At 40.2% G+C, this 14972-nt stretch carries 13 protein-coding genes; 10 read left to right on the forward strand and 3 right to left on the reverse strand.

Features of this window, described 5'->3' with window-relative positions:
• Positions 1-206 precede the first annotated feature (206 nt).
• On the reverse strand, positions 207-578 hold the full coding sequence (locus ACFIO5_RS02790; protein WP_375634542.1) for a helix-turn-helix domain-containing protein: 372 nt from the start codon (positions 576-578) through the stop codon (positions 207-209).
• Between the two features lie 752 nt (positions 579-1330).
• Entirely contained in the window at positions 1331-1702 is a 372-nt protein-coding gene (locus ACFIO5_RS02795) for a helix-turn-helix domain-containing protein (protein ID WP_375636961.1), read from the reverse strand.
• A 63-nt stretch (positions 1703-1765) separates the two neighbouring features.
• Here ACFIO5_RS02795 and ACFIO5_RS02800 point away from each other — a divergent pair, with 63 nt between their 5' ends.
• The 3 genes from ACFIO5_RS02800 (at position 1766) to ACFIO5_RS02810 (ending at position 5207) form a co-directional block, all read left to right on the forward strand.
• Complete coding sequence (locus ACFIO5_RS02800; protein ID WP_375705088.1) at positions 1766-2113, forward strand: hypothetical protein; 348 nt, start codon at positions 1766-1768, stop codon at positions 2111-2113.
• Positions 2114-2916: 803 nt separating this feature from the next.
• Positions 2917-4152: an MFS transporter gene (locus ACFIO5_RS02805; RefSeq protein ID WP_375705094.1), complete on the forward strand. Its 1236-nt coding sequence runs from the start codon at positions 2917-2919 to the stop codon at positions 4150-4152.
• 659 nt (positions 4153-4811) lie between these two features.
• Entirely contained in the window at positions 4812-5207 is a 396-nt protein-coding gene (locus tag ACFIO5_RS02810) for a conjugal transfer lipoprotein TrbH (protein ID WP_375705089.1), read from the forward strand.
• A gap of 1194 nt (positions 5208-6401) precedes the next feature.
• Here the strand turns inward: ACFIO5_RS02810 and ACFIO5_RS02815 are convergent.
• Complete coding sequence (locus tag ACFIO5_RS02815; RefSeq protein ID WP_375633315.1) at positions 6402-6770, reverse strand: helix-turn-helix domain-containing protein; 369 nt, start codon at positions 6768-6770, stop codon at positions 6402-6404.
• A gap of 792 nt (positions 6771-7562) precedes the next feature.
• Here ACFIO5_RS02815 and ACFIO5_RS02820 point away from each other — a divergent pair.
• From ACFIO5_RS02820 to ACFIO5_RS02850, 7 genes are all read left to right on the forward strand, one after another.
• On the forward strand, positions 7563-7907 hold the full coding sequence (locus tag ACFIO5_RS02820) for a hypothetical protein (RefSeq protein WP_375633375.1): 345 nt from the start codon (positions 7563-7565) through the stop codon (positions 7905-7907).
• The gene (locus ACFIO5_RS02825; RefSeq protein ID WP_375684124.1) at positions 7894-8025 is read left to right on the forward strand and encodes a hypothetical protein; all 132 of its coding nucleotides are present in this window, start codon (positions 7894-7896) and stop codon (positions 8023-8025) included. Before ACFIO5_RS02820 ends, ACFIO5_RS02825 begins: the two co-directional genes overlap by 14 nt.
• Positions 8026-8558: 533 nt before the next feature.
• Positions 8559-9920: a PBSX family phage terminase large subunit gene (locus ACFIO5_RS02830; RefSeq protein ID WP_375631846.1), complete on the forward strand. Its 1362-nt coding sequence runs from the start codon at positions 8559-8561 to the stop codon at positions 9918-9920.
• The gene (gene bgtI, locus ACFIO5_RS02835; RefSeq protein WP_522729871.1) at positions 9905-11752 is read left to right on the forward strand and encodes a BaGTA-type gene transfer agent portal protein BgtI; all 1848 of its coding nucleotides are present in this window, start codon (positions 9905-9907) and stop codon (positions 11750-11752) included. Before ACFIO5_RS02830 ends, bgtI begins: the two co-directional genes overlap by 16 nt.
• Before the next feature lie 279 nt (positions 11753-12031).
• A complete protein-coding gene (locus ACFIO5_RS02840; protein ID WP_375636945.1) occupies positions 12032-12805 on the forward strand; it encodes a hypothetical protein in 774 nt (257 codons plus the stop codon).
• A gap of 241 nt (positions 12806-13046) precedes the next feature.
• The gene (gene bgtG / locus ACFIO5_RS02845; RefSeq protein WP_375643242.1) at positions 13047-14165 is read left to right on the forward strand and encodes a BaGTA-type gene transfer agent major capsid protein; all 1119 of its coding nucleotides are present in this window, start codon (positions 13047-13049) and stop codon (positions 14163-14165) included.
• Between the two features lie 83 nt (positions 14166-14248).
• A complete protein-coding gene (locus ACFIO5_RS02850; RefSeq protein ID WP_375633311.1) occupies positions 14249-14944 on the forward strand; it encodes a phage adaptor protein in 696 nt (231 codons plus the stop codon).
• Positions 14945-14972: the final 28 nt, after the last annotated feature.

The following is a 14972-nucleotide window of genomic DNA, read 5'->3' on the forward strand; positions in this document are numbered from 1 at the left end:
AATTATAAGTGACAACAAAAATGCAGCTGATTATCCTAGTCTGCCGTAAAACATTGCTCTTTGAAGGGGTGTGGTGTGCTAGAATATTTGAGGGCAGGGTTTGAGTTATTGAGCCTGATGAAGTGCTGTTGTTTGAGGGGAAGCTGGTTTGAATTTGACTTAAGGGGGGGATATGAATGGAATAATGTTGATCGTTGCGCTTTTGCTTAATCAGAAATTAGCCACAAGATTGCTTTTTGTTTTTTCGGCTGGAGTTCTCTAAAATTTTTCAAAAGGGTGTGTTCTTTTTCGCTATAGGTTTCTTGATTGTGGTGTAAGAGGGTTTCTTTTGTGGGAAGATCTTCTTTTGTGGCAATGTCTGCATAAAAAAAGTTCATAGGAACTTCTAGTTTTTGAGCGATTTCCAGTAAACATTTGGCACTTACACGATTGAAGCCTTTTTCGTATTTTTGGATTTGTTGGAAACTGACACCTAAATAGCTTCCTAATTCTTTTTGGGAAAGCCCTATTGCAATGCGTCTGTGACGGATTCTTTTGCCTATCAAAATATCGATAAAATGTGGATTTCTAGTTGGCACTTCAAGCCCCCCTCCGGTTGCGAGCGCCCTCGCATTGGTATTCCGGGAGCCTGAAAGCACTGACCTCGAATCAGCATTTTGCTTTTAGTGCTCATCGCACCTGGACATAGCAAAATCTCCCGGAATCCCGGGACACCCACAAAAGTGGGTTCATTCTTATGTATCGAGGTTTCGGGCTTTCAGTTCCCTATTGATCGTCGCGTATACGACCAAACTCACCCTTTAAGTAATAAAGTAGTTTCAGAAAATTGGCAAGAAAAATCAAAATAATCTCAAAGACTATAAGATTGGGTACTTTTTAAAAAAGTGCGAAATATGGATTATAAATCGCGTTTTTTGCTTAATCAGAAATGTCGATAAAATGTGGATTTTTGGTTTGCACTTCAAGCCCCCCGCTAGGGGCGAGCGCCCTCGCATTGGTATTCCGGGAGTCAAAAATACTGAACCTAAATCAGCTTTTTGCTTTTAGTGCTCATCGCACCTGGACATAGCAAAAACTCCCGGAATTCCGGGATACCCACAAAAGTGGGATAAATTTATGTTTAGGTTTCGGGTCTTCAACTCCCTATTGATCGTTGCGTGGACGATCAAAATCACACTTTAAGTGATAAAGTAATTTCAGAAGATTGGCAAGAAAAATCAAGAATTTTCTATTCTATTATGCCGTAAAACATTGCTCTTTGAAGGGGAGCTGGTTTGAATTTGACTTAAGGGGGATATGAATGGAATAATGTTGATTAGTGCGCTGTTGCTTAATCAGAAATTAACCACAAGATTGCTTTTTGTTTTTTCGCTTCGAGCTCTCTAAAGTTTTTCAAAAGAGTGTGTTCTTTTTCGCTATAGGTTTCTTGATTGTGGTGTAAGAGGGTTTCTTTTGTTGAAAGATTTTCTTTTGTGGCAATGTCTGCATAAAAAAAGTTCATAGGAACTTCTAGTTTTTGAGCGATTTCTAGTAAACATTTGGCACTTACACGGTTTAAGCCTTTTTCGTATTTTTGGATTTGTTGGAAACTGACACCTAAATAGCTTCCTAATTCTTTTTGGGAAAGCCCTATTGCAATGCGTCTGTGACGGATTCTTTTGCCTATCAAAATATCGATAAAATGTGGATTTCTAGTTGGCACTTCAAGCCCCCCTCCGGTTGCGAGCGCCCTCGCATTGGTATTCCGGGAGTTAAAAACACTGACTTGACTCAGCTTTTTGCTTTTAGTGCCAAAGCACCTGGACATAGCAAAATCTCCCGGAATTCCGGGATACCCGCAAAGCGGGATAAATTTATGTGTCAAGTCTTCGGGTTTTTAATCCCTATTGATCGTTGCGTAGACGATCAAAATTACACTTTAAGTGATAAAGTAATTTCAGAAGATTGGCAAGAAAAATCAATGTGCTATAAAACGGCGTTATTTGGAGGGGGGATGATATCAAGTATATCAATTTCCACATTTAGGTGTTTTTTAGAGTGTGTGGTGAATATTTTTGGCTGGGCTTATCTTGTCTGGTCTGATGAAACATTTTCTTTTGAGGGGCGGGTCTGAAGACTGTAAGGGTACTAGGCAAAAAGCTGGATTCGTTTATAGACTATTGTTTATAGAGCTGTGCGGGGTGGTGAACTTTTCGTTGGCTTTGTTCTGTAAAGATGTAAAAACGTAAAAATGTGAATCTGTAAAAGTGAAGTGGGGGGATTTGTGGATTATATATTGTGCGTGTTTTTGGTCACTTTGGGCTTTTGGGGGCGTGGAATGTGGTGCGAGAATTGGGGGGAAGTGTCTTCGTGAATGGAAGTTTAGAGGAAGAGTGCTGTTAAGTTGTTAAGTGTGTGACGGGAGAGAAAAAGGGGAATGGAGGATGAAGAGAGTGCGCATGGATAGGAGGAGAGTGTGGGTAAGGCGGTGGTGCAAAGAGATGCGTGAAGGATGGCGGTTTTGGAGATAGGGCTTGATTTGTCGAGCCTGATGACGTGCTGTCGTTTGAGAAGTGGTTGGGTGTAAGCTTTATTTTGTGGGGAAAGTTGCTTTTTATTGTGGGATTGTAGACTAGTGCTGGTTGGGAATTTTCATTCTTTGAGACGTGGGGTGGAGGTCAATGTAATAATATGGAAGATTGTGATCTCATAATTTTTACATTCTTTCTTTTTTTAAAGCAAATAAGCAAGAAAAATTAATATATTACTTGATATTAGAGTAAATGCTTATATCAAGAGGAGTATTTCTTTAAAAATTTTCACTTAACTTATTAAGCGATTTATTAGAATAAAAGACTCTTCTGAAGTTCATATCACCAATTGTAGCGAAGGAAGTGTAACTTTAAGTGTAGCAAAGTTTAACATCGGATGGTTGATATGAATTTGTTTTTAAAAAAGAGTCCATTAGCTCTTTTTTGCTCTCTCTTTATTTCCAAAGTTGGTGATTATGCTTATGAAGTTGTTTTTATTTTACTGGTCTTAGAATTAACAGATAACACCTTTTTTACAGGTCTTGTGTATTTTTTTCGATTTATCCCTTTTCTCTTTTTTGGCCCTATAGGAGGTTGGTTAGCGGATAATTTTTCTTTGAAGAAAAATATGATCTTAAGTGAAGTTGTTAGATTATTAGCTTCATTGTTTGTTTTTATAACCACTATAACAGGTACGGCACATATCATTGTTCTTATTTTTGCAGCAATATGTACAACGATAGGAAGAAGTATTTTCCAACCAAGTTTTCAAGCTGCTATTCCCAGAATGTTTTCAATAAAAGATCTTACAAAGGCCAATAGCATTGCTCAAATTATCATGGAAACGGCAGCCGTCATTGGCCCTTTGGTTTGTTCCATACTGCTTTTTTTAGCAAATAAATCGGCAGTACTCATTTTTGATTTTTTTACCTATTTTATATCTATTATCATGTTATTTAATCTCATGAATTTAAATTCAAGCGAGAGTAAATCATTCAATTTTATAAAAATTTATCGAGAAACAGCTTCATATCTTAAATATATTTCTACAGAAAATAATAATTTATTTATTACGCTCGTTGGATCGTCGTTTGCTATTCTCTTTACGGGTGCTATTTTAAGATTTTTAATTCCAGCTTTTGTTCTTTTTGTGGGGGGAGAGGAGAGCCTTGTGAGTTATATTTTTTCTCTCATGGCTGTTGGAACTATTGTTGGTGGTTTGTTCTATAGTAAAATTATATTAAATATTACATCGTTGAAGCTCATGATATTTTGGCTTCTTTATGGGGTTATTCTGTTTGTTATGCCCTTAGCTGCAGAAATTTATTTAAAATTCCTTCTCGTGTTAGCATTTGTTCTAGGATTTATTGGTGCCTTTGTGGATATTGGTTTAGTCTCAGCTATTCAATTATATTCTCGTCGTGAAGATTTTGGTAAGAGCTTTGGAACCTTTTCAACTTTAGCAAACTCTGCGGAAGCAATGTCTGGCTTTATTGCTGGACTTTTGGCTCTCGTGGGATTGTTAAGCTCTTTTTTAGCTATGTCCGCATTAATTATTTCCACCGGAATTATTGGCGTTGTAAAAATTAAGAAAAATAAAGAGTTAACACCTCTTAACACGACAGTCGATGACGACCATTGATATATTTTATATCTCCATGCCGTTTCTTTTTTCTAAAGACGGTTCGCTCATTATCTTATTCATGAGGTAAAAACACAGCTCTTTGAAGGGGGTGATCTGAAACGAATGAGTGGTCAGTGGTGGAAACTTGCTAGGCAAGCATTTGAATTCTTTACAGACCGTTGTTTATAGAGTGGTACGGGGCGGTGAACCTTTCCTTGGCTTCGTTCTGTAATGATGTAAAAGCGTAAAAATGTGAATCTGTAAAAGTGAAGTGGGGGATTTGTGGTTTATATATTGTGCGTGTTTTTGGTCACTTTGGGCTTTTGGGGGCGCGGAATGTGGTGAGAAGGATTGGGGGGAAGTGTTTTTGTGAATGGAGGGGAAATGAAGGGTGCTGTGCGTTGGTTTATGTAATGCAACACACCATGAAAGTAAGTATACATATACTATATGCTTTACATGTGTTTTTTCGTACTTTTAACATATATATTTTGTGTCTTAAACATAAGCTTTGAGTACTATGAGAGATGGTGGTCGTTTTTTTAAACAAGCGAGAAAGTGATTAACTAATGCTTGATAGTAAAGAAATATGTTGTTAAGGCTATTCTTTGAAAGGAGGCTCTTATTTCTGGTGTAGGAGCTTCTCAGAAGAGAATGCAATTAATAGGGGAGTTAAGATGTCAAAATATTTATTTCCGTTACCGCTTGTATTGGTGGCTGGTTGTGCATCTATCAGTAATTATTCATCAAGTTATGTCAGTCCAAATATTACGAAAGATGATGTAAAATTAATTGCTAACGATTTTGTTCGTAATCTTAAAAAACCTTTACCGCCCGCTACAACAATACTTATTGTGAAAAAAAATAAAACAGAAGACAACTTTACTCCTCTATTTATTGATCTCTTGCGACGGAATGGATATAACGTGATCTATACAGATCAACCAAACAAACAGCAAAATGGTGTAATCTTGACTTATCAAATAATGCCAATAAAGACAGGTATCATGTCTATGGTTTCTTATGATGAGGTTGGAGTAACCCGTTATTATATCCGTACTTATAATAGATGAAACCCCTTTGCCGGTTTGTCTCAAAGAAGTAGATAATGAAGAAATGTGTTTCAGGGGAAGTGTTGGGATTGAATTAATCAATAAAAATTTGCAGATGTGAAAATTGCATATTCAGACGATAGTTATTCATCGTCTCGTTTACAATTTCAGTGTTGTAACGAAGAAAGATGTCGTTTTATCTGTTTGCAATTCTTCATGTTCTGTCTCAGTTATATAGCGCTTTTATCGTTTCTGTCTTATAGAAAATTACTTTCTGTTCTACGGCTCTATATGCCAATCTAATAGTCAGATCTAAACAATCAAATTCATATGAGCTCTTTACAGAAATCTGTTGTTTGAGATTGTTGTAAAGGTGTTTTGTTTTTATCAAATTATCGCGTGGTGGTTTGGGAGTTTCCTTTGGCTGCGTTCTGTAATGATGTAAAAGCGTAAAAATGTGAATCTGTAAAATGAAGCGGAGGATTTGTGCTTTGTGAGAGCTTTTATCATGGCATGGAATGTGGTGGGAAGGATTGGGGGAAGTGTCTTCGTGAATGGAGGAGAAAGTTGGGATGAAGAGTGTTGTTGAAGTGCGTTTTCTGGAGAAGAGTGTGTGGGGAATGGCTGTGAACAGATTGCAGAGTTGATGTGTAAAGAGATGTGAAGAGAGAAAAATTGTGGTTGGCGTTTATATTCTATGCGGAGCTTAACAATTATAGTTGCATCTATATTTGTATGGGGATATCCGTGAAATGGGTGTGAGAAGCATTGAGAAGTGTTTTTTTTAATAAGTGGGTGAATGAGCAATACAATGAAAGCCTATTTAGGAGAAATCCTATTTTAGCTCTTGTTGTTTTAGACATTGTGTTTTGTATGAGGGGCATTTTGCAGGGAAGGGTGTTTTGAGGGATGTGGCTTCCTTAAAGAAAAACACAAAAATATCAAAAGAAAAATATAAAAACTTGACAAGGTAAATGTAAAAAGGTATCATAATGATACAATCGGAATTGTGCGTTTAAATCAGATGAGATCTTTTGATAAGATTCTGTGAGAGGGGTGGGGATGTTTTTCCAAGGTTTTGGTGTTTTTATCCTATTTTGAAGTTTGTTATCCTATGATGTCGTAAACCGTTTTTTGAGATGTGGTGATATCAGGCGGGCAAGGCTTTAGGCAGAGGGGAATATTGGCAAAGGATGTCGATTGATGCGCTTTTGCCTAATCAGAAATTAACCACAAGATTGCTTTTTGTTTTTTCGCTTCGAGCTCTCTAAAGTTTTTCAAAAGTGCGTATTCTTTTTCGCTGTATGTGTCTTGATCGTGGTGTAAGGCATGTTCTTTTGTGGGAATATCTGCTGTTAAAAGGTCCGCATAAAAAAAGTTCATAGGAACCTCTAGTTTTTTAGCAATTTCGAGCAAACACCCCGCGCTTACACGATTAGATCCTTTTTCGTATTTCTGGATTTGTTGAAAACTGACACCTAAATAGCTTCCTAATTCCTTTTGAGAAAGTCCCATTGAAATTCTTCTATGACGGATCTTTTTACCTATTGAAATGTCGTTGAAATGTGAATTTTTAGTTTGCACTTCAAGCTCCCCTCCGGTTGCGAGCGCCCTCGCATTGGTATTCCGGGAGTAGTAAAGTACTGAGCTCTAGTCAGCATTTTTGCTTTTAGTGCTTATCACACCTGGACATAGCAAAAACTCCCGGAATCCCGGGACACCCACAAAGTGGGTTCATTCTTACGCTAGAGCTTAGGGCTTTACTATCCCTTATTGATCGTTGCGTGGACGATCAATATATCCTTTGAGTGATAAAGTAATTTCAAGGGATTGGCAAGAACAATTAAAAGATTTTCTAGTCTGTTATATTGTAAAATAGGGATGTTTGGGGGGGTGGTAATCTGATGTTAGTAGGGGAATTTACTGGGGAAGAGGTTGGATGATAGTTTAAAACCGGTGCGGGGTGGAAGCTTTATTCAGCAGAGGAAAATTTGCTTTTTGAAGTCGAATTGTAGATCAGAGCTTATCTGGCGTGTTTGATGAAACACCATTCTTTGAAGTGTGGGATAGCCATATGAAATAATCAGCAGGGAAATCTGATAGACGAGAAATCAGCTTGTTGACAGACCCGTGTTTACAGAGGGGCGTGGGGATGGCGGTTTTTGAGTTTCATTTGGCTTTTTTCTGTAATGATGTAAAAGCGTAAAAATGTGAATCTGTAAAATGAAGCGGAGGATTTGGGCTTTATGTGGGCTCTTATCTTTTTGGGTGTGTCCCATTTTTTTAATTTTTGAATGCTTGTCAAATTTTGTTGCTGATTTTTATGTCATTTTTTGTGTTTGAGGTTTTGGTTTCTCTTTAGTTGGAAGGAACATGATGATGGTAGATGAACATTGTCTTCCCTTACGTCGAAGAGGGCGGAAAAAAGGGACTTTAAATAAAACAACAAAGCGATTTAATGAAGCTCTTTTGACAGCGGCGGAGCAGGCTGGATATCACTATGGTGAAGATGGGCTGGTGTCTTATCTTCAGTATCATGCTCTCAATAATCCCGTACCGTTTTTTTCGCTTCTTGCAAAAGTGTTGCCTCTTCAGGAGGCTGGAGAAGGGCAGGTTAAAACAGTTTCGCGTATCGAGATTGTACCAGTGAATGCAAAAAATAGCGGACCGGAGAAGCATAATACCTCGATAACTGAGGCTTGTGATATTGAAAAATGTTAGGCTTGGGTGGGTGATATCTTGGAAGGGGGCTGCTTTGGTGATTGCCTATCTTGAAGGGATTGAAGCGGAGGCTATCGTGCTTGTGGGCGCTCGTGATACTGGGAAGGGGCTTTGGTGAATGATGCTGTAAGGGACCGTGTGCTGGAGGGAATTTGGTGCAGGGTATTTGTGTGGTGGATATGGAACAGTGTTTTGATGGGTGGGGGGCATGAAACTTGAGAGAAGTGTTATGCTTGCGGGATGCATGTGTTTTGGTGGGGGTATCTTGGGGGATAAAGTGTGAGGATTGGTGATGCTTGAGAGGCATGATCTTGGAGGATGTTGGGCTTTGGATATGCCTGAGAGCCATGTGCTGAGGCTATGATTTGGTTGAGGGGATACCGTGCTTGTGGTTGGGGGATGACAGGCGCGGTGTTTGAGGGGGTGGGGCTTTTGTGCCTTGGGGGCTTGGGGCGCATAGGTGGGGTCAAGGGGATCTCATGCAAAAAAGTGAAATTTATTGAATATTAGGATGAAGAAAAGATAAAGCGCTGCTTTTGAGAAGGGCGTTTTTCGTTCAATTGCTCTTTTCGTTCAATTGCTCTGGGATCATTAAACTTGGGATAAGCAAAAGGGTGCAGCGCAATTATTGCTAAAGTATGAAAATTTATAATGACAACTGTTCAGAAAATTTCTCAAAAAATTGAGCAGAAAACGGCTCAAGTGGCTCTTATTCCAAAGCTTATTCCTGTCTTTACTGGAAATGCCGATGTGCGAGCCGCTTGGGGAGGACGCGGTTCTGGAAAAACACGTTCTTTTGCTTTGATGTCTGCTGTGGTGGGATATCGCCATGGAATGGCTGGAGAACGCGGGATTATTCTTTGTGCACGGCAATTTCAAAATTCTCTTAATGAAAGTTCTTTGGAGGAAATTAAACGCGCTATCGAGTCTTATCCTTTTTTACAAGACTATTATGAAATCGGCGATAAATATATTAAGTCAAAAGATGGACGGATCGTCTATGTGTTTGCTGGGCTTGATCGCAATATCGCAAGTATTAAATCAATGGGGCGCGTTTTCCTTTGTTGGGTCGATGAAGCCGAGCCCGTGACAGAAACTGCTTGGCAAACACTTATTCCAACTTTGCGCGAAGAAGGAAAAGATTGGAATGCAGAATTATGGGTGACATGGAACCCATGCCATGAAAATGCAGCCGTGGAAAAACGTTTCCGAAATGTCGATAATCCTCATATCAAAGGGGTGGAAATCAATTGGCGTGATAATCCGCAATTTCCTGAAAAACTCAATCGTGATCGAATGGACGATTTGCAGCAAAGACCAGAGCAGTATAACCATATTTGGGAAGGCGAATATCTCCAAGCTGTCCAAGGGGCTTATTATCAGAAATGTCTTCTCGAAGCCGAAATGGAAGGGCGGATTACAACTGTTCCACGTGATCCTTTGATGCAGGTGAGAATCTTTTGGGATATCGGGGGAACAGGAGCAAAGGCCGATGCTACCGCATTGTGGGTGGCGCAATTCGTTGGACGGGAAATCCGAGTGCTCGATTATTATGAAGCCCAAGGACAACCTCTCTCAGAGCATGTGGGCTGGGTCTTTCAAAGGGGATATGAAAAGGCTCTTATGGTCTTGCCTCATGATGGCGCAACAAAAGATCGTGTCTATAATGTGAGTTTTGAAAGTGCCCTTCAACAAGCCGGTTTTCAAACCAAAATAATTCCTAATCAAGGAACTGGCGCTGTGAAAATGCGTATCGAAGCCGTAAGGCGGTTGTTTCCTGCACTATGGTTTAATCGTGAAACAACATGTGCGGGCAGAAAAGCGCTTGCTTGGTATCATGAAAAGCGCGACGAACAGCGCAATATCGGACTAGGCGCTGAACATGATTGGGCAAGCCATGGGGCCGATGCCTTTGGACTGATGTGTGTGGCTTATGAACAGCCAAATGCTAAAGCGCGAAAAAAACCTTATCGCTCGTTTCACCATTCTCAAACTTCATGGATGGCTTTTTAATGAATATGTCTACAGATTCTTCTTTTAATCAAATCGAAACGCTTGAAAATCAAGCACTATTTAAAAAACTCGTGGGTTGGTATCAGGATGATATTGATCATGTCGAAAAATGGCGAAAAAATGCCCAGGAAGATTACGATTTTTATAATGGACGGCAATGGAATGAGCAAGACTTGGCTGTCTTAAACGAACAAAACAGACCGGTCATGACTTTTAACCGTATTGCACCTTTAATTAATGCCGTGATTGGGGCTGAGCGCAATAATAAAAGACAAGTTCAATTTATTCCACGACAAGAAGGAGCAGCTTTTGCGAACCAGATTCTGACAGGGGCGGCTGAGTGGTTTCGTGATGAAGCTGACGGGGAATACGAAGATTCCGATGCTTTTCAAGATGCAATTATTTGCGGAATGGGCTGGACAGATACACGCCTTGATTATGAACAAGATCCACAAGGAAAACCAATCATTGCACGCTTAGACCCGATGAAAATGGTGTGGGATGCAAGTGCTGTCAAGCCTAATCTTATTGATGCACAACGCTTATGGTATATTGATGAAAAACCCCTTGCTGTGGCGCAGGAAATGTTTCCCAATGTTCATTGGAGCGATCTTAATGCTGATTGGGTTAAACATCAGAGTTTTTTACATTCAACCAGCGATGGGATGACACAAAGTTATCAGTCCGAGAGGGGGTATCAAGGAGAAGAGGGGAGCGGCTATCAACGTCCTAAAATGGTGACATTGGTAGAATGTCGCTGGTTTGAACGCGAGGTGGTTTATAAAGTTCTCGAGCCTCTAAGTGGAAAGTTTGTCGATTATTCAGAGCAGGATTTCCAAAATTTAAGCAAAACCTTTCCTCATGTCCAGGCAACAAGGTTGAACAGAAAAATTGTCAAACGGGCATTTTTAGGTAGAAAGCTGCTTGAAGCGCCTGATAAGCCCTTGGTTCCACCCAATCAATTGGGATGGGAGTGTATTACCGGTACTTTTGATAAGTTAAGCCGGCAATTTTACGGAATTGTTAAGCCAACAAAAGATCCGCAACGGTGGGCAAACAAATATTTTAGTCAAGTGATGCATTTGCTCAATAGCCAATCAAAAGGCGGAATTATGGCAGAACGCGATGCTTTTGATGATGATCGACAAGCCCTCGAGAGTTGGGCTAGAGTCGATAGTATTACTTGGTTGAAAAGTGGGGCTGTGTCTGGGGGAAGAATCCAGCCTAAACCCGTGGCGCAATTTCCGCAAGGGTTTTTCCAATTGTTTAATGAAGCAAAGAGCGCTCTCGAACAGGTGACGGGGTTGTCTTCTGAATTTATTGGGACGCGAGCTGTCAATCAGCCTGGCATTCTTGAACAACAACGGCGACAATCGTCACTTAATCTTTTGGCTTCCTTTTTTGATGGGTTGCGTCGATATCGGCAACGACAGGGGAAAATTATTCTCTATCTTATTCAAAATTATCTGTCCGATGGGCGGTTGGTGCGTATTGCCGGTGATGAAAATGCCCAGTATGTGCCGCTGACACGCGAAATGGTGACAAGTTTGGAATATGATATTGTCGTGGATGATGCACCAACAAGTCTTAATGAAAAAGAGCGTACTTTTGCACTGATCATGCAATTGCTGCCTTTGATGCAAAATTTTGCAACGCCTGAGATTATGCTCGATCTCTTACGCTATTCGCCTTTACCGGCTTCACTTATTCATAAAATTGCGATAAAGGCGCAAAACTCTTTTCAAGAAGAGCAAAATGCCTCAGCGCAGATGGGGGATAATGTGGGGGCAGACCAGATAATGCAGATGTTGCAGACACTAAAGGCTCAATAATAGGACACTTTGTCATGCGTGACTTCTGATAAACGCCATATATCATAAATTGCTTATCGATTTTCGTAGTGCATGGGCTCCCTTTTCTCAAAAGAACTGTTTTGTAGGGCAGGACTGTTGGGAAAAGCAGGGTGGAGAAGGAGTTTTGCTGTCATGGTGGGGGAGCCATGGGGGAATGCTGGTGCTAAATGATGAGAGAGCATTGAGGGGTAAATGCTTATGGGCTGTTTTATCTGAAAAATTTGATTTTATTGTTAAAAAAAAGAGAAGGCTAATGTCATGGATCAAGAACACTTAACGCCGGCAGAACAAAACCAATTGAAACAAGATTTTCTGGTCTCAACACAAGAGGGAGAAGATGGTGAAATTGGAAGAGAAGAAAAAACTCTTGAAGATAATTTTCAAGGGCAAATGCATCAACAACAGGACTCTTCGCAAAAGGCTGGAAAAGAGGTTCAAGGGGGAGAAGATGCTCCACCAGATCCACAAAAAGACTTTATGGGCTATATGCAATGGTTGGGAAAAACACTCCAAAAACAAGGGCTTGTACATGAAAAACAACAGCCTTCTCTTGCTTTGGAAGCAGAACAGTTGCATGCGTTTTTTCAGCAGTCTGTTGCCAGTGTTAAACAAAAGCATGATGATTTTGATCAAGCAGCTGATTTTATTTATGAAACGCGGGCTAAACAATTGGCAGCTTGTGCTTCGCTCTATCCTGAGATGGCCGATCCCAAAAATATTGATGCGTTGATTGGTGATGAGTTGAAGCAGATCTTGCGCGATTGTGCGCAAAAAAATCAAAATCCGGCTGAAGTGATTTACTCTATTGCACAAAAAATTGGCTACACAAATGTTCCCAATAACATGGGTGAAAATTTACAGGAAAGACACAATTCTGCACGTACTCTTGCTGCTTATAACGGCTTGACGCCAAATGGGCCGATTTCTTTGGATATGCTTGATAAAATGTCAGAAGCAGAGTTTAGCGCTTGGGTTTCTGAACCTAAAAATAAAGCTGCTTTTAATCGTTTAATGGGTGGGAGAGAATTTTAAAAACAAGAATGTGGCAGGTGCTTTTTGCGGGAACGTGGAGCGGCTTTTGGCGCAGGAGAATGCGGGGGGATTTCTCAAACACGGATGTGGAGAGGAGAGCTCTTATAAGGGGGAGGCAGACGCTAACAGAAATTAGATAAAACTCACGAACAACATATTCACCATTTGAAATGAAATGTGGTGTTTTAACAACCGGCGCTTTGCCGGGTTTTTTATGTCAATAAAACTTTTAGAGGACAAAATGACTGTAACTTATATCGGACTTAATGACCCAATGGCAGTGCGCACATGGTCTAAATTACTAAACCAAGAAGTCTCAAAAGCACTTCCAATTGCACCGTTGATTGGAAATGATTCAAACAGTATCGTACAATTAAAAGATGAAACTACGAAAGCAAGTGGGGATGCTATTAGCTTTAATTTGCGTGTGCAGTTGCTAGGCGATGGGGTGAGCGAAGGGCAGACATTGGAAGGCAATGAAGAAGCTTTACAGTTTCTCAATGATCGCTTGGCAATTAATGAACTCGTTCATGCTGTGCGTGTCAAAAATGAGGGAACGATTGATCAACAACGAATTCTTCATGATTTGCGCACCGAGGCAAAAAATGGTTTGGTTGATTGGTATGCAGATCGTCTGAGTATGATGTTCTTCATTCAAGTTTGCGGGTATACCGCAAAAACAATTAACTTTGAGGGACGTACGATTACTCTTAAACCTGTCCATTATGGGTTTAATGCGCCAACGGCACCAACCAATAAACGCGTGGTACGTCCTAATGATAAAGCAAAAGATGAGGACTTAAAAGAAGACGATGTTTTTGATCTCAGCTTGATTGATAAAGCAGTTGAACGGGCTAAATTGGCAAATCCTAAAATTAGACCTGTGCGGCTCGATGGGGAAAATGTCTATGTGCTTTATCTCCATCCAACCCAAGTGACACAATTGCGAACCAATACAGATGCGGGGCAATGGCTCGACATTACCAAGGCAATCTATAGTGGAAGTCGTATCAAAAATCCGCTCTATGATGGATCGTTGGGCATGTATAATGGTGTGGTTTTGCGCGAAGCTGAACATATTACCGAAGGGGTTGAATCTGGGACGGCAAATAAAGCTGTGCCAAATGTGCGTCGTGCTGTTCTGCTTGGTGCGCAGAGTGCTGTGATTGCTTTTGGTAAAGATCGAGGAGCAACACGCTATAAATTGGTGGAAGAACTCTTCGACTATGAAAGAGAATTCGGGGTCGCGGCAAAAACCATTATTGGTATGAAAAAAACTTGCTTTACCTTGCCAGGAAGTACGCAAGGGGCTCAGGATTTTGGCACTATTGTCATCCCAACTTATGGAGCACCCGCTTAAAGCGAATTTTTGCTCTCTTCCCCCAACAAGAGGGATCTGTTGGGGGAAAAATTTAAAATGCTTCCAGAAACAAGGACAGGCTTATGACCACTTTATCCACTGATCCCCAAAATCTAAACCTTACACATTCAGATCATTCTAAAACTTTTGCTTATATGGTCGCGCTTATTCAAGATGAAATTGACGATACAACAGCGGAATATTCCCTGCAAATTCAAGATTCAATTTTTACGGCTTTGCGTTTGTGTGAACGCGAACCCTTTTTCTTTAATGAAAAAAGAGAAAGGACGTTTAAAACACAAAGTGGTAAAACATGGTATGGGCAAGAAGAGGGGGTTTTTATTGAATCAGAAAAGAGTTTGGAGGGCGTCTTTTTAGTAACAAAGGATGCAACACCAACAAAGTTGTTCTTTAAGCCCTTGGAAGTGTTGCATCAACAATATGGTATGCATCCTGCGCTAGGAACGCCATTCTTTTATACGTACCTTGATCAAAAAATAGGACTCTTTCCAACACCAGAACATGTGGAAACTGTACAGCTTTCTTATGCTCCTGTTCATTTTGCTGATGAACAGTTGAGAGAAGACGATAATCCTTGGTTGATTTATGCTTTTGATCTTATTAAAGCACGGGCAAAATATGAACTTTATAAAAATATTCTTAAAGATCCTGAATATGCCGCCGTTTCTTTCAGAGATTTTCAAGAACAGCTTCAAGCTTTGCGCATTGAAACATCGCGCCGAAAAGGTTTTTCAAAGATTCGCCCAATGCGTTTTTAAAAGACTTTTTTCCAAATCGTTTATGGCT

This window comes from Bartonella sp. AA86SXKL, assembly GCF_042196885.1.